Below are 13,905 nucleotides of genomic sequence, written 5' to 3' on the forward strand. Positions count from 1 at the left end.
CCGAGTCTAGAACTACTTGAAGAAGGCGATGCCGTCGTCGGGCATGTCGTCGGGGAGGGCCTTGGCCCAGCGCTCGACGTCGTCCGGGGTGACGACCTTCTTCAGGTGGGCCGACATGTAGGGGCGCAGCTCGACCTCGGGGGTCTGCTTCTCGCCGACCCACATGAGGTCGCTCTTGACGTAGCCGTACAGGCGCTTGCCGGCGCTGTAGGGCCGGGAGGCCGCCGTGCGGGCCACCGCGTCCGTGACGAGGTCGATCTGCGGCTTCTGGTGGGCGAGTTCGCCGTACCAGATCTCGATGACGCCGTCGTCGCGGGTCATCGTCACCTCGACCTTGCGCTGCGCGTCGATCCGCCAGAAGCCGGACTCGGTCTCCAGGGGCCGGACCTTGTTCCCGTCGTTGTCCAGGACCCAGGTGTGGGAGTGGTACTCCAGGAAGTCCCGGCCGTCGTGGGTGAAGGTGACCTCCTGCCCGAAGTTGCACTTCTCGGCGCCGGGGCTGTGTTCATCACTGTCTTCGACAGGGGCGTGCACGCCCGCGCCCGCCCAGGTGCCGAGCAGGAAGGCGAGGGGGACGAGGTCCTTGTGGAGGTCGGACGGGATCTCGATCATGGGGTCGGCAGTTCCTTGATGGGGGTCAGCGCTGGCCTTGGTACAGCTTCTTCACGGTCAGCCCGGCGAAGGCGAGGACGCCGACGCAGACCAGAACCAGCAGGGCTTCGAAGAATGCCTCAAGCACGGGGTGCTCCTTGATGAGCGAGGTGGGCGGTACACAGAAGGCCGGGCCCCAGCTTACGCGGCCGGGGCCGGGCTCTCTTTGTGAGGTACGCCCTCGGCGTTGACTACGCTTCGGTCATGGCGAAGAAGCTCGTGATCAAGGTGACGGCGGGGGCCGATGCGCCCGAGCGGTGCTCGCAGGCGTTCACGGTGGCGGCGGTGGCCGTGGCCAGCGGCGTCGACGTCTCGCTGTGGCTGACCGGTGAGTCCGCGTGGTTCGCGCTGCCGGGTCGCGCCGCCGAGTTCGATCTGCCGCACGCGGCTCCGCTGCCCGATCTGCTCGACTCGGTCCTCACGGCGGGCCGGCTCACCCTGTGCACGCAGTGCGCGGCCCGGCGGGACATCACGGAGAAGGACGTCATCGAGGGCGTACGCATCGCGGGCGCGCAGGTCTTCGTCCAGGAGGCGCTGGGCGACGAGACGCAGGCGCTCGTCTACTGACGGCGTTTCTTGCCGTCCAGTTCGTCCCACCACTCGTCGGACTTCGGGTCGCCGGAGGGGTCGTCCCACCAGCGGTCGTCGGGGCCCCGCCGGTTGGCGACCATGGCGGCGACCGGCGGGATGACCATGGCCACGACGCACATGGCGACGGCCGCGGGGACCGACCAGATGCGCACGACTCCCCAGGCCAGGACGAACAGCGTGATGCAGATGCCCATCATGGCGAAATAGACGCGACGGCGGCGTGCCAGCATGGCTCCAGGGTAGGTCCGGACACGCCGAAGGGCCGTACGACGAAAGGTACGGCCCTTCGTTCGCGCTGGTGGCGTCAGACCGCGATCGCGACCTCCGCGAGGCCGCCCTGCTGGGCGACGACCGTGCGGTCGGCGGTGGCGCCGGGGACGAGGGCGCGGACGGTCCAGGTGCCCTCGGCCGCGTAGAAGCGGAACTGTCCGGTGGCGGAGGTCGGGACCTCCGCGGTGAACTCGCCGGTCGAGTCCAGCAGGCGGACGTAGCCGACCACGGGCTCGCCGTCCTTCGTCACCTGGCCCTGGATCGTGGTCTCACCGGGCTTGATCGTCGAGGCGTCCGGGCCGCCGGCCTTCGCTCCACACATGTCTTTTCTCCAAGAGAGGTCTGACCGGAGGAAGGCCGGTCGGGATTTGCGGGTCTGCTCGCTTGCTGCGGTGACTTGCTGCTGGTGCTACTTGTTGGCGCCGAGCTCGATCGGAACGCCGACGAGGCTGCCGTACTCGGTCCAGGAGCCGTCGTAGTTCTTGACGTTCTCGACCTTGAGCAGCTCGTGCAGGACGAACCAGGTCAGGGCCGAGCGCTCACCGATACGGCAGTACGCGATGGTGTCCTTGGCCAGGTCGACGCGCTCCTCGGCGTAGAGCTCCTTGAGCTCGTCGTCCGACTTGAAGGTGCCGTCGTCGTTGGCGTTCTTCGACCACGGGATGTTACGCGCGGACGGGACGTGACCGGGACGCTGCGACTGCTCCTGCGGCAGGTGCGCGGGGGCCAGCAGCTTGCCGGAGAACTCGTCGGGCGAGCGCACGTCGACCAGGTTCTGCGAACCGATGGCCGCCACCACGTCGTCACGGAAGGCGCGGATGGCCTTGTTCTGCGGCTTGGCGGTGTAGGAGGTCGCCGGGCGCACCGGGACGTCCTCGACCAGCTCGCGGGCGTCCAGCTCCCACTTCTTGCGGCCACCGTCGAGCAGCTTGACGTTCTCGTGGCCGTACAGCTTGAAGTACCAGTAGGCGTACGACGCGAACCAGTTGTTGTTGCCGCCGTAGAGGACCACCAGCGTGTCGTTGGCGATGCCCTTCTCCGACAGGAGCTTCTCGAAGCCCTCCTGGTCGATGAAGTCGCGGCGGACCGGGTCCTGCAGATCCTTGGTCCAGTCGATGCGGATCGCGTTCTTGATGTGGTTCTTCTCGTAGGCGGACGTGTCTTCGTCCACTTCCACGATCGCGATGTCGGCGTTGTCCAGGTTGTCCTGGACCCAGTCGGCGTCGACCAGGACGTCGCTGCGGCTCATGCGCTTTCTCCTCCGGGCAGTTGCGGCGGGGCGTGCGAGTGTGAGGGTGCGCGCGCAGGCGGCGGCGCGCAGGGATGCCCTGGGCAGGGCGGCGGGGAATGCGGAAGCAGACGCTTCCGCTCAGAAGGTGCGACAGAGCATGGCGGCGACGCGGCACAGGTCTACTGCCCGCCGCTTCGTGAAATCCGCCTGTAGCTTCATGGGCTCGATCGTAGGGACGGACAGCGGGGCGTGTCACCGCCGTGTCGCATGTTGAGATGCGATCGTCCGGGATGTGAGACCAGAGAGGGGCCCGGGCCGTGTTTGCACGGCTCGCGGGCCTGCGTACACACCATCACACCTGTGGGGCGGACGAACCGTCTCGCCCTTCGGACGCCCGGAGTCCGCCGAGCGTCGTCCTACCCGGCCAGCCTGACGTTCGAACCCTTCACCGTGATGTCCACACCGTCCTTCGCAGCCTGCACGCTGTCCAGCTTCACACCGCCGGGGAGCTGGTCGATGGTCTGCTGGAAGTCGGTGATCGACCGGATGCGGGAGTCGGCCAGCTCGATGACCAGCTTGGGCAGGTTGTCGGCGTGCACCTTCACGGTGTCGCCGTCGACGGTCACCGTGCTGAGCACCGGATACGTCTGCGAGGCGCCGGCCGCCGAGACCTTGACGTCGACCTTGATCTTGCCGTTGCCGCCGTCGGAGAGACCGACGACCTGGGCGGTGACCCCGCTGAAGATGTCCGTCGGCTGGGACTTGGCCGCCTTGAGCAGTTCGTCGTAGGCGATGGTCGCGGTGCCGGTCGCAGTGGACGCGGTGGCGGAGCTGTAGTCGCCGGAGAACGTGACGCCCTTCATATCGGCCTTCAGGTCGTCGATACGGATCGTCTTCGGGCCGGCGCCGCTGCCGGTGCCCGTGCCCGTGTTCGCCTCGTAGTCCTTGATGCCGACCTCGACGTCGTCCAGCTCACCGGAGGCGACCTGGGTGAGGAAGGGGAAGCCCTTGATGGACACGTCGGGGGTGGAGGCGAGGTTCTCGGTGGTCTGCAGCTTGGACGCCGCCTCGTCCTCGGCGAAGTAGACCGCGACCCGGTCGACGACCGCGAACAGGCCGCCCAGGATCACGACGACGATCAGAAGTATTCGCAGCGCGCGCATACGGCGTTTCCCCCACCTGGCCGGACGATGACAGCGTTCCCGGCGACCGGGTGGCCGCCCAGCGCGAGACTAACCCTGCGGCGGCACGGACCGGGGAATTGTCGATCACCTGTGACAGGAGCGGGTGACCGCGGCCGGCTACTGACCCAGTGCCCGCCCCAGCACGTACACGACCGGCGCCGCGGCCGTCAGCGGCAGGGCGACACCCGCCGTGAAGTGCACGAACCTCGACGGATAGTCGTAGCTCGCCACCCGGTGGCCGATGAGGGCGCAGCCGGCCGCGCCCGCGCCCAGCAGCGCGCCCTTCGCCCCGAACCCCGTCATTCCGCCGACGGCGATGCCCGCACCCGCGGCGGCGAGGAGGGAGGCGACGACCGACGCGGGGGTGGGCAGCGGGATCGCGCGGGCCAGGACCGCCACCGCGACCGCCGCGGCGCCGACCGAGACGGCGTGCGCGGATGCCGCGAGATACCCGCCCGCGACGATGGACAGCGCGGCCGAGGCGACGCCCGCCATCAGGCCGTACATCCGCTCGTCCGGGTCCGCGTGCGAGCGCAGCTGGAGGACCAGGGAGAGCAGGACCCAGACGCCGAGGGTGCCCAGGATCGCCGCCGGGCCGTTCGACCGGCCCGCCACCATCAGCACGGTGTCCGCGGCGAGCGCGCCCAGGAACGCCAGCGCGATGCCCTGCCGGGCCGGCCACATGCCGTTCAGCCGGAACCAGCCCGCCGCGGTGACCGCCTGAAGGACGACGAGCGGGACGAGAAGGGCGTACGAGCCGACAGCGGCCGTGCCGGACAGGAGCAGGCCCAGCAGGGCCGTGAGCCCGGCCGGCTGCATGCCCGGCTCGATGATCGGGGAGCGGCCCTCCAGGCGGGCGCGCTGGGCGTCCGTGATGCGGGCGTTGCCCGCGAGGGTGGCGGGGCCGTAGGCGGCGCCCGGCGATTCCCCGGCGGAGGGGGCCGGCGCGGGGGCCGGTGCGGGGGCCGGTGCAGGTGCGGGGGTGGGGGCGGGAGCCGGTGCCTGCGGTTGCTGCCACTGCTGAGACGCCTGCGGGTACCCCTGTTGCGGTGCCTGCTGGGGTGCCTGCTGCATGTAGGCCGTCTCCGCGCTCGACACCGGCGCCTGCGGCTGCGGCTGCGGCTCCCAGGTCTGCCCCTGCCACTGCTGGGTGTACTGCTGGGCGGCATACGGGTCGTCGTAACCCTCGTATCCCTGACCCTCGTATCCCTGACCCTCGTATCCCTGAGCCTGGTATCTCTGACCCTGGTATCCCTGAGCCTGATACGCCTGCTGCGGCTGTTGCTGCGCGTGCGGCTGCGGCTGGTGGTACGGGTCGTACGGGTCGTACGGCTGATCGGTCATCCTCACCCTCCTGCGAACGGCGGGAGCACCTCGACCGTGCCGCCGTCGGCCAGCCGTACCGTCTCATGTCCGCGGGTGCCCACGGGGTCACCGTCGATGAGGAACGAGCATCGCTGCAGTACGCGCGACAGTTCACCGGGGTGTCGCTCGCGCACGGCGTCGAGCGCCTCGGCGAGGGTGGCCGCGTCGTACGGCTCCTCGGCGACGCCGGCCGCGGCCTTCGCGGCGGCCCAGTAGCGCACCGTGACCTTTGGCATCCGGTTCCTCAATCAATGGTCGATCAGTGGTCGATGAGCAGTCGATCGGCGGTGTACACCGTCAGGCTAGCCCGCCTGTGAGACGGCCCAGTCCCCGATGCGCGCCAGCAGCCCGTCCGTGGCCGCGTGTTCGGCGTGGCCCATGCCGCCCTCCACCCAGAGATCGCCGTGGTCACCGGCGGCCCCGGCCAGCATGCGGGGGTGGTCGAGCGGGAAGTAGCCGTCCCGGTCGCCGTGCACGATCAGGAGCGGAGTGGGCGCGATCCTCGCCGCCGCCTCCGCCGGGGAGAGCGGGACCGGGTCCCACTCCCGGTGGTGGATCCTCGTACCGAATCCGTAGCGGCCCACCAGCCGGCCCTCGGGGCGGGTTACCAGCCAGTGCAGCTTCCGCATAGGGGCGGTGCCCCGGTAGTACCAGCGGGCCGGTGCACTCACCGAGACCACGGCGTCGGTAGACGCTTCCGTGCGCCCCCCGCGCCCCGGCCCGTACAAGGCCGCGTGCCGAAGCACCACCGAGCCGCCCATGGAGAAGCCGACGGTCGCCACGCGCGCGTGGCCGAGCTCCCGCGCCCAGGTCACCGCGGCCGCCAGATCGAGCACCTCCCGGTCGCCCACCGTGGACCGCCCGCCGGACGCCCCGTGGCCCCTGAAGGAGAAGGAGACCACCGCCCCGTACTGCGCGAACGCCTCCACCACCCGGCGCACGTGCGGCTTGTCCACATCGCCCGTGAAGCCGTGGGCCATGACGAACACCAGGTCAACGGAGGATGACGCCGCGGCGTCGTATACGGCGGCCGGCGGGTCGTATACGGAATCGATCGACACCCCGTCGTCGGTGTGCAGAAACGTCCGCAAAGGGGTGCGTCTGACCGTCTCGGAGTTCGGACGAGCGATGGAACGCGCCACATGACCTGCCGGAGTGATGCTCATGTGGGCTATTCTGCTCGGCAGAGGACCTGGGCAGCGACGCCCCCGGGTCCTTTTGTGCTTTCGGAAGCGTTGTATACGAAGCGGGAAACCGCAGGTGTACGGGGCCCCGGGATCGCAGAGCGGTACCGCACCACCAAACGTCCTCGCAGGGACCGAGGAGGAACCAGACGTATGAGTTCTCTGCTGCTCCTGACCAATGCCCTTCAGCCGTCGACGGAGGTGCTCCCCGCCCTCGGCCTGCTCCTGCACAACGTGCGAGTGGCCCCGGCGGAGGGCCCCGCCCTGGTCGACACCCCGGGCGCCGACGTCATCCTCGTCGACGGCCGCCGCGACCTGCCCCAGGTCCGCAGCCTGTGCCAGCTGCTGCGCTCCACGGGCCCCGGCTGTCCACTCGTCCTGGTCGTCACCGAGGGCGGCCTCGCGGCCGTCACCGCCGACTGGGGCATCGACGACGTGCTGCTCGACACCGCCGGTCCGGCGGAGGTCGAGGCGCGGCTGCGGCTGGCCATGGGCCGGCAGCAGATCGTCAACGACGACTCCCCCATGGAGATCCGCAACGGCGACCTGTCGGTCGACGAGGCCACGTACTCCGCCAAACTCAAGGGCCGGGTCCTCGACCTCACCTTCAAGGAGTTCGAGCTCCTCAAGTACCTCGCACAGCACCCGGGCCGCGTCTTCACCCGCGCCCAGCTGCTGCAGGAGGTCTGGGGCTACGACTACTTCGGCGGCACCCGCACGGTCGACGTCCACGTACGACGGCTGCGCGCCAAGCTCGGACCCGAGCACGAGTCGCTGATCGGGACCGTCCGGAACGTCGGTTATCGATTCGTTACTCCGGAGAAGGTCGACCGGGCCGCCGAGGAGGCCAAGGCCAAGGCGGACCGGTCAAAGCAGGAGGATGCGGACGGGGCGGCCGCCCTGGACGAGGTCGAGGTGCGGGCGGAGGCATAAGGGGTGCCTGAGGGGGCATCGCTTCCACACGGGTGCTCCGGGCCGAGCTCCTTCTCGCCCTGCCCGGAGCCGGTATATCCGCGTAGACTCCGCGCGTGGCCAAGGTGACTCGGGATGATGTGGCGCGACTGGCGGGGACTTCGACCGCCGTCGTCAGTTACGTCATCAACAACGGACCCCGGCCGGTCGCCCCGGCCACGCGCGAGCGTGTCCTCGCCGCCATCAAGGAACTGGGGTACCGGCCGGACCGGGTCGCCCAGGCGATGGCGTCCCGGCGCACCGACCTCATAGGCCTGATCGTGCCGGATGCGCGCCAGCCCTTCTTCGGGGAGATGGCGCACGCGGTCGAACAGGCCGCCTCCGAGCGCGGAAAGATGGTGCTGGTCGGGAACTCCGACTACGTGGGCGAGCGCGAGGTCCACTATCTGCGGGCCTTCCTCGGCATGCGGGTGTCCGGGCTCATCCTGGTCAGCCACGCGCTCAACGACAACGCCGCCGCCGAGATCGAGGCCTGGGACGCGCGGGTGGTCCTGCTGCACGAGCGGCCCGAGGCCATAGACGACGTCGCCGTCGTCATCGACGACCTGGACGGCGCCCGGCAGGCTGTCAGCCATCTGATCGACCACGGCTACGAGTACGTCGCCTGTATGGGCGGCACCGCCGAGACCCCGGTCGTCGGCGACCCGGTCTCCGACCACGTCGAGGGCTGGCGGCGCGCGATGGAGGAGGCCGGGATCCCGACCGAGGACCGGCTCTTCGAAGCCCCGTACAACCGCTACGACGCCTACAAGGTGGCGCTGGAGATCCTCTCCGGGCCCCGGCGCCCGCCCGCGATCTTCTGCTCCACCGACGACCAGGCGATCGGCGTGCTGCGGGCCGCCCGCGAACTGCGACTCGACGTGCCGGGCGAGCTGGCGGTGGCCGGCTTCGACGACATCAAGGAGGCGGCGCTGGCCGACCCGCCCCTGACCACGGTCGCCTCGGACCGCTCCGCGATGGCCCGGGCCGCCGTGGACCTGGTGCTCGACGACGGGCTGCGGGTGGCGGGGTCCCGGCGTGAGCGGCTCAAGCAGTTTCCCTCGCGGCTGGTACCGCGGAGGTCGTGCGGCTGCCCGTGACGGTGCCTGCATACGGGTGCCTGCATACGGGTGCCTGCATACGGGTGCCTGCATACGGGTGCCTTCATATGAAAGTTGCCTGAACGGCCTCGCCGAGCTGCGAGAAGGTTCTTTATATCGGGCAAACAAGGTTCTGCCGGGCTTCTCAGCGGGCACTCAGCAAGCTCTCATGGTTGCGCGGGAAGCTCATTGTCATGACCGAGAGCATCCGCCGCAGCGGCGAGTACGAGAACCCCTACCAGGGCGAGCAGCAGCCCACGTACCCCCAGCAGCAGCACGCCTCCTCCCCCGTGAACCCCGAGTGGCCGCCGCCGCCGGCGCAGCCGCCGGTGCAGCCGCCGGCGCAGCCGGTCGCCGCCGAGGGTTCCGGCTATGACGGCTACGGCGGCGGCGGTACGGCTTTCCTCACCGCCGCTCCCGCCGCTCCCGCCGCTCCCGCGGCTGCTCCGGCGCCGAAGAAGCGCACCCGGGGCCCTCTCGCTCTGCTGGCCGCCGTGGCGATCGTGGCCGCGGCCATCGGCGGCGGCACCGCGTACGCCTTCCAGGAGCTGACCGGCAACGACACCGTCGCCGCCGGCAGCAGCACCAGCACCAATGTGGTGCCCTCCAGCAAGAAGGGTGACGTCGCCACCATCGCCGCGGCCGTCAGCCCGAGCGTGGTCGAGGTCAGCGCGACGCTGAGCAACGGTTCGTCGACCGGCTCCGGCGTGATCATCACCAGCGGTGGCGAGATCGTCACCAACAACCACGTCGTCTCCGGCGCCACGTCGATCAAGGTGACGACCAGCGGCGGCAAGACCTACACCGCGAAGGTCGTCGGCACCGACAGCAAGAAGGACCTCGCCCTGATCAAGCTGGAGAACGCCTCCGGCCTCAAGGCGGCCACCCTCGGCAACTCCTCCGGCGTCCAGGTCGGCGACACCGTCGTGGCGATCGGCTCCCCCGAGGGCCTGAGCGGGACCGTCACCAGTGGCATCGTCTCCTCCCTCAACCGGGACGTGACCGTCTCGACCGACGAGGGCCAGTCCCAGGACCAGGGCCAGGGCGGCGGCGACGGCCGGTGGCCGTTCTCCTTCGGCGGCCAGCAGTTCAACGGCGACACGGGTTCGTCGACGACGACGTACAAGGCGATCCAGACCGACGCGTCCCTCAACCCGGGCAACTCCGGCGGCGCTCTGATCGACGCCGCGGGCAACATCATCGGTATCAACTCCGCGATGTACTCGGCGAGTTCACAGTCGTCCTCGGGCTCGTCGGACGCCGGCAGCGTCGGTCTCGGCTTCGCCATCCCGATCAACACCGTCAAGTCCGACCTGGCCACGCTGCGGGCCGGCGGCAGCGACAGCTGAACCCAGCCGGGTGTTTCCCACCTCACCAGCAGGGAGTACGTCATGATCAAACAGGTTTCCCACACCGTCGCCGGCATCGATCCGGCCGGTCTCGCCCTGGCCCTCGATGTGGCGTACGCACTGCACGCGCCGGTGACCCGGGCGCCCGAGCTGGTGGCGACCGCCCCGGCCCAGATGATGGGCCTGCGCACCACCGCGGCCCGTCCGCACCGCCGCAAGGTGCCGCTGAACCGGATCGCGGCGATGCGCGGCTGATCGCGCCCGGCCGCCCTTCTCTCCGTACGCGCCCGAGGGGAAACATGCGAGGCTGAAGGCATTCAGCACGTTCCAGCACGTTCCAGCGTCTTCAAGCAGGTTCACGTACCTTCAGCCCCTTGCCGTCCCACCGCACCCGAGGAATCCGAAGCCCATGAGCCCCGCCGATGGCGACCGTGACCCGCAGCGCATCCTGATCGTCGACGATGAGCCGGCCGTGCGCGAAGCGCTCCAGCGCAGCCTCGCCTTCGAGGGATACGACACCGAGGTCGCCGTGGACGGCGCCGACGCCCTGGAGAAGACGACCGCGTACCAGCCCGACCTGGTCGTCCTCGACATCCAGATGCCGCGCATGGACGGCCTGACCGCCGCGCGCCGTATGCGCGGGGCCGGGACGACGACGCCGATCCTGATGCTGACGGCACGGGACACGGTCGGCGACCGGGTGACGGGGCTGGACGCGGGGGCCGACGACTACCTGGTCAAGCCCTTCGAGCTGGACGAACTGTTCGCCCGCGTCCGTGCGCTGCTGCGGCGCAGCTCGTATGCGGCGGCAGCGGCCGCCGGGGCGATCCACGAGGACGAGGCGCTGAGCTTCGGCGACCTGCGGATGGACCTGGCGACACGGGAGGTGACGCGGGGCGGGCGGCTGGTGGAGCTGACCCGCACGGAGTTCACGCTCCTGGAGATGTTCATGGTCCACCCGCGCCAGGTCCTCACGCGTGAGCAGATCCTGAAGGCGGTCTGGGGCTTCGACTTCGAGCCGAGCTCCAACTCCCTGGACGTGTACGTCATGTACCTGCGCCGCAAGACGGAGGCGGGGGGCGAGCCTCGGCTCGTGCACACGGTACGGGGCGTGGGGTACGTCCTGCGGCAGGGCGGCGCGGAGTGAGGAAGGTTCTACGCCGCTTCCAGACACTGCCGATTCGCTCGCGGCTGGCGATGCTCGTCGCTGCCGCTGTGGCGTTCGGGGTGGCGGCGGTTTCGGTGACCTGTTGGTTCATCGTGCAGGGGAAGTTGTACGACGAGGTCGACGACCGGCTCTCAAGCATCAACGGCAGGATCCTCAACCCCGCCGACGTGCCCGCCGTCCTCGCCGGCTGCACCGAGTCGACCGATGATTCGGACGGCAACCAACGCCCCTCCTTCCTCTACCTGCAACTGGTGACGTCGGACGGCAGGGCGTGCGTGCTCAACGAGTCCGAGGGCGTCGTGAAGGTCACAGCGGCGGACAAGGAAGCGGCCGCGAACCCCACCACCCGCGTGCGCACCTTCCACAACAGCACGGACGCCAAGGGGAACGACGTCCGAGTGGTGACCATCGCCATTCCTGTGGGCCCTGGGCCCAATCCCGAGGCCTACCCAGACGTGGCGATCATGGCTGCGATCTCCCTCAAGGACACCCAGAACACCCTCAACGACCTCGCCCTCATCCTCCTCCTCGTCTCCGGCGTCGGAGTCCTCGGTGCCGGAGCCGCCGGGCTCGCCGTCGCCCGCGCCGGCCTGCGCCCCGTCGACAAGCTTACCGAGGCCGTCGAACACGTCGCCCGTACCGAGGACTTGGGCATCCGCATCCCGGTGGAGGAGGACGCCGAGGACGAGATCGCCCGCCTGTCCCGCTCCTTCAACTCGATGACGTCCTCCCTCGCCAGCTCCCGCGATCTGCAGCAGCAGCTCATCGCCGACGCCGGCCACGAACTCCGCACCCCGCTGACCTCCCTCCGTACCAACATCGAGCTACTCACCCGCAGCGAGGAGACCGGCCGCCCGATCCCCCCGGCCGACCGCAAGGCACTCCTCGCGTCGGTGAAGGCGCAGATGACCGAACTGGCCGCCCTGATCGGCGACTTGCAGGAGCTGTCGCGGTCGGAGGGGCAGCGGGGCGAGCGCGTGCAGGTCGTCTCGCTGGAGGACACCGTCGAGGCCGCGCTGCGCCGCGCACGGCTCCGCGGACCGGAGCTCACGATCAACGCCGACCTCCAGCCCTGGTACGTACGGGCGGAGCCGTCCGCGTTGGAGCGGGCGATCGTCAACATCCTCGACAACGCGGTGAAGTTCAGCCCGGAGGGCGGCACGATCGAGGTGGAGCTCGGCAGCGGCATCCTGACCGTCCGGGACCACGGCCCCGGCATCCCCGCCGACGAACTCCCCTACGTCTTCGACCGCTTCTGGCGCTCGCCGAGTGCGCGCGCCCTGCCGGGATCGGGGCTCGGCCTGTCCATCGTGGCCCGCACGGTGGAGCAGGCGGGCGGTGAGATCGCGCTGGAGCGGGCTCAGGGCGGCGGCACGGTCGCGACGGTACGGCTGCCGGGGGCGCCCACGGCTCCGCCGGAGATGCCTTAGCCGGTCAGGCTCCCTGCCCCCGCGCCCTTGACCCCGTCCACGAACACGGACCAGGACGCGGCCGAGAAGAGCAGCGCCTTGGACGCCGGGGCCTTGCTGTCGCGGACGGGGACCATACCGGGGTGGCCGTCGGCGACCTCGACGCAGTTGTTGTCTCCCCCGTCGCTGTAGCTCGACTTACGCCAGGCGGCTGTGCTGAGGTCGGGGATCCCGTTCATGATCTGTGCTCCTCCAGAGGGCGTTTGAACGGTACGGCTGCCGGGGGCGCCTTAGCCGGTCAGGCTCCCTGCCCCTTCGCCCTTGACCCCGTCCACGAACACAGACCAGGAGGCGGCCGAGAAGAGCAGCGGGTTGGACGCCGGGGTCTTGCTGTCGCGGACGGGGACCATGCCGGGGTGGCCGTCGGCGACCTCGACGCAGTTCGTCTGTCCCCCATCGCTGTAGGACGACTTGCGCCACACAGCGGTGCCGAGGTCTAGAGTCCGGTTCATGATCTGCACTCCTCCAGAAGGCGCTTGATGAACGCCGTCGACTCCTCCGGAGTCAGCGCCGCGTCCCTGACCAGATCGTAGGACCAGCGGAAGGACAAAACCTTGTCCGGGTCGTCGATCAGCTCGCCGAAGCTGTTGCCTTCCACATAGGCAACGGGGTCACCAACTCGCTGCCACAACAGCGTGAGGTGACTGTTCATGAGGTCGTGCACGCCTGCTGTGTGGGGCAGCACCTGAAGCGCAACTGAGGGCAGTTCGGCCGCGTCCACCAGGCGCGACAGCTGGTCAGCCCACACCTTCACGTTGGGCACAGGCCGCCGAAGTGCCCCCTCATCCAGGATCACGCGGATGCTGGGCACCGGTTCGCGGTACAGCAGTTCCTGCCGTCCCATGCGCAAGGCCACCTGTTCCTCGATCTCCTCGCTGTTGCCAGCCGTTGTCTGGGCTCTGGACAACCCTGACAACACCGTGCGGGCGTAGTCCTCTGTCTGCAACAGCCCAGGCACCGCCAGCTGGAACATCCACATGACCCGGGCCGTCGCCTCCAGGTCCATGAACGCCTTGTACTTGTCCTTGACGACTTCACTGCGTGCGTCCCGCCACAGGCGAACGAGAAGGTCACCGGACTCGTAGTAGCTGTCCAGGTCCTCCATGACCGCCCGCTTCGAGAGCCGCTCCCCTTTCTCCAAGCGGAAGAGATAGCTCTTGTCGTACGACGTGTCCGCCGACAACTGCGCCAGCGTCTTGCCCGCCTTCTCCCGCAGGAAATGCAGCGTCCGCCCAAGCTCGGCACGCCTCGACTCCCGTTCCCCGTCAACGAGTTCGCTCATGTCACCCCTCGCCGTTGTCTGGCGCCCAGACAACGCCAGCGCTCTTCCGCAGCGTACGCGCGAGCAGTGACGATCGAGACACGAACGGTAACCACCGCTCGTCAGGACAC

18 protein-coding genes are annotated in these 13,905 nt (G+C 69.5%); 7 read left to right on the plus strand and 11 right to left on the minus strand.

The features are described 5' to 3' along the window. Positions 1 to 12 precede the first annotated feature (12 nt). Positions 13 to 612: an FABP family protein gene (locus OG870_RS21570; RefSeq protein ID WP_266516931.1), complete on the minus strand. Its 600-nt coding sequence runs from the start codon at positions 610 to 612 to the stop codon at positions 13 to 15. 243 nt (positions 613 to 855) lie between these two features. Here OG870_RS21570 and OG870_RS21575 point away from each other — a divergent pair, with 243 nt between their 5' ends. Then, positions 856 to 1,218: a DsrE family protein gene (locus tag OG870_RS21575; protein WP_266516933.1), complete on the plus strand. Its 363-nt coding sequence runs from the start codon at positions 856 to 858 to the stop codon at positions 1,216 to 1,218. Here OG870_RS21575 and OG870_RS21580 read toward each other — a convergent pair. The 7 genes from OG870_RS21580 to OG870_RS21610 form a co-directional block, all read right to left on the minus strand. Then, entirely contained in the window at positions 1,212 to 1,472 is a 261-nt protein-coding gene (locus tag OG870_RS21580; protein WP_266516941.1) for a DUF3099 domain-containing protein, read from the minus strand. The two genes, OG870_RS21575 and OG870_RS21580, sit on opposite strands and share 7 nt — an antisense overlap. A 74-nt stretch (positions 1,473 to 1,546) precedes the next feature. After that, positions 1,547 to 1,834 (minus strand): DUF1416 domain-containing protein, encoded by a 288-nt coding sequence (locus tag OG870_RS21585; RefSeq protein ID WP_003991226.1) that lies wholly within the window; start codon positions 1,832 to 1,834, stop codon positions 1,547 to 1,549. A gap of 87 nt (positions 1,835 to 1,921) precedes the next feature. Next, positions 1,922 to 2,761, minus strand: coding sequence for a sulfurtransferase (locus tag OG870_RS21590; protein WP_266516944.1), 840 nt, complete (start codon positions 2,759 to 2,761; stop codon positions 1,922 to 1,924). 398 nt (positions 2,762 to 3,159) lie between these two features. Next, positions 3,160 to 3,906: an LmeA family phospholipid-binding protein gene (locus OG870_RS21595; RefSeq protein WP_327691292.1), complete on the minus strand. Its 747-nt coding sequence runs from the start codon at positions 3,904 to 3,906 to the stop codon at positions 3,160 to 3,162. Positions 3,907 to 4,044: 138 nt separating this feature from the next. Beyond that, on the minus strand, positions 4,045 to 5,271 hold the full coding sequence (locus OG870_RS21600) for a hypothetical protein (protein ID WP_327691293.1): 1,227 nt from the start codon (positions 5,269 to 5,271) through the stop codon (positions 4,045 to 4,047). Between the two features lie 2 nt (positions 5,272 to 5,273). Beyond that, positions 5,274 to 5,528 (minus strand): MoaD/ThiS family protein, encoded by a 255-nt coding sequence (locus OG870_RS21605; protein WP_266516953.1) that lies wholly within the window; start codon positions 5,526 to 5,528, stop codon positions 5,274 to 5,276. Between the two features lie 66 nt (positions 5,529 to 5,594). Continuing rightward, complete coding sequence (locus tag OG870_RS21610; protein WP_266583476.1) at positions 5,595 to 6,458, minus strand: alpha/beta hydrolase; 864 nt, start codon at positions 6,456 to 6,458, stop codon at positions 5,595 to 5,597. A 171-nt stretch (positions 6,459 to 6,629) separates the two neighbouring features. On the opposite strand from OG870_RS21610, the gene OG870_RS21615 reads away from it, so the two are divergent. From OG870_RS21615 to OG870_RS21640, 6 genes are all read left to right on the plus strand, one after another. Beyond that, positions 6,630 to 7,409: a winged helix-turn-helix transcriptional regulator gene (locus OG870_RS21615; RefSeq protein WP_266516965.1), complete on the plus strand. Its 780-nt coding sequence runs from the start codon at positions 6,630 to 6,632 to the stop codon at positions 7,407 to 7,409. 95 nt (positions 7,410 to 7,504) lie between these two features. Continuing rightward, positions 7,505 to 8,527, plus strand: a complete 1,023-nt coding sequence (locus OG870_RS21620; protein ID WP_266583474.1) for a LacI family DNA-binding transcriptional regulator — start codon at positions 7,505 to 7,507, stop codon at positions 8,525 to 8,527. 194 nt (positions 8,528 to 8,721) lie between these two features. Continuing rightward, entirely contained in the window at positions 8,722 to 9,876 is a 1,155-nt protein-coding gene (locus tag OG870_RS21625; RefSeq protein WP_266839710.1) for a S1C family serine protease, read from the plus strand. 42 nt (positions 9,877 to 9,918) lie between these two features. Next, on the plus strand, positions 9,919 to 10,131 hold the full coding sequence (locus OG870_RS21630) for a hypothetical protein (RefSeq protein ID WP_266516972.1): 213 nt from the start codon (positions 9,919 to 9,921) through the stop codon (positions 10,129 to 10,131). A gap of 154 nt (positions 10,132 to 10,285) precedes the next feature. Further along, positions 10,286 to 11,023 (plus strand): response regulator transcription factor, encoded by a 738-nt coding sequence (locus OG870_RS21635; RefSeq protein WP_266516974.1) that lies wholly within the window; start codon positions 10,286 to 10,288, stop codon positions 11,021 to 11,023. Further along, entirely contained in the window at positions 11,020 to 12,474 is a 1,455-nt protein-coding gene (locus OG870_RS21640; RefSeq protein ID WP_266583470.1) for a HAMP domain-containing sensor histidine kinase, read from the plus strand. The genes OG870_RS21635 and OG870_RS21640 overlap by 4 nt, the downstream gene beginning before the upstream one ends. Here OG870_RS21640 and OG870_RS21645 read toward each other — a convergent pair. From OG870_RS21645 to OG870_RS21655, 3 genes are read right to left on the minus strand one after another with little or no spacing between them, the layout of a single operon-like run. Continuing rightward, the gene (locus tag OG870_RS21645; protein WP_266583469.1) at positions 12,471 to 12,692 is read right to left on the minus strand and encodes a DUF397 domain-containing protein; all 222 of its coding nucleotides are present in this window, start codon (positions 12,690 to 12,692) and stop codon (positions 12,471 to 12,473) included. The two genes, OG870_RS21640 and OG870_RS21645, sit on opposite strands and share 4 nt — an antisense overlap. A 51-nt stretch (positions 12,693 to 12,743) precedes the next feature. Continuing rightward, positions 12,744 to 12,965 (minus strand): DUF397 domain-containing protein, encoded by a 222-nt coding sequence (locus tag OG870_RS21650; protein WP_266583467.1) that lies wholly within the window; start codon positions 12,963 to 12,965, stop codon positions 12,744 to 12,746. Beyond that, entirely contained in the window at positions 12,962 to 13,795 is an 834-nt protein-coding gene (locus OG870_RS21655) for a helix-turn-helix domain-containing protein (RefSeq protein WP_327691294.1), read from the minus strand. The genes OG870_RS21650 and OG870_RS21655 overlap by 4 nt, the downstream gene beginning before the upstream one ends. Positions 13,796 to 13,905 lie beyond the last annotated feature (110 nt).

Origin of the sequence: Streptomyces sp. NBC_00461 (assembly GCF_036013935.1) — a bacterium.
Lineage (GTDB): Bacteria > Actinomycetota > Actinomycetes > Streptomycetales > Streptomycetaceae > Streptomyces.

Coding starts and splice junctions, on each gene's coding strand:
- OG870_RS21590 (WP_266516944.1), bottom strand. CDS start 2,761: ATGAGCCGCAGCGACGTCCTGGTCGACGCCGACTGGGTCCAGGACAAC.
- OG870_RS21635 (WP_266516974.1), top strand. CDS start 10,286: ATGAGCCCCGCCGATGGCGACCGTGACCCGCAGCGCATCCTGATCGTC.
- OG870_RS21575 (WP_266516933.1), top strand. CDS start 856: ATGGCGAAGAAGCTCGTGATCAAGGTGACGGCGGGGGCCGATGCGCCC.
- OG870_RS21615 (WP_266516965.1), top strand. CDS start 6,630: ATGAGTTCTCTGCTGCTCCTGACCAATGCCCTTCAGCCGTCGACGGAG.
- OG870_RS21570 (WP_266516931.1), bottom strand. CDS start 612: ATGATCGAGATCCCGTCCGACCTCCACAAGGACCTCGTCCCCCTCGCC.
- OG870_RS21580 (WP_266516941.1), bottom strand. CDS start 1,472: ATGCTGGCACGCCGCCGTCGCGTCTATTTCGCCATGATGGGCATCTGC.
- OG870_RS21600 (WP_327691293.1), bottom strand. CDS start 5,271: ATGACCGATCAGCCGTACGACCCGTACGACCCGTACCACCAGCCGCAG.
- OG870_RS21585 (WP_003991226.1), bottom strand. CDS start 1,834: ATGTGTGGAGCGAAGGCCGGCGGCCCGGACGCCTCGACGATCAAGCCC.
- OG870_RS21605 (WP_266516953.1), bottom strand. CDS start 5,528: ATGCCAAAGGTCACGGTGCGCTACTGGGCCGCCGCGAAGGCCGCGGCC.
- OG870_RS21610 (WP_266583476.1), bottom strand. CDS start 6,458: ATGAGCATCACTCCGGCAGGTCATGTGGCGCGTTCCATCGCTCGTCCG.
- OG870_RS21650 (WP_266583467.1), bottom strand. CDS start 12,965: ATGAACCGGACTCTAGACCTCGGCACCGCTGTGTGGCGCAAGTCGTCC.
- OG870_RS21645 (WP_266583469.1), bottom strand. CDS start 12,692: ATGAACGGGATCCCCGACCTCAGCACAGCCGCCTGGCGTAAGTCGAGC.
- OG870_RS21630 (WP_266516972.1), top strand. CDS start 9,919: ATGATCAAACAGGTTTCCCACACCGTCGCCGGCATCGATCCGGCCGGT.
- OG870_RS21625 (WP_266839710.1), top strand. CDS start 8,722: ATGACCGAGAGCATCCGCCGCAGCGGCGAGTACGAGAACCCCTACCAG.
- OG870_RS21595 (WP_327691292.1), bottom strand. CDS start 3,906: ATGCGCGCGCTGCGAATACTTCTGATCGTCGTCGTGATCCTGGGCGGC.
- OG870_RS21655 (WP_327691294.1), bottom strand. CDS start 13,795: ATGAGCGAACTCGTTGACGGGGAACGGGAGTCGAGGCGTGCCGAGCTT.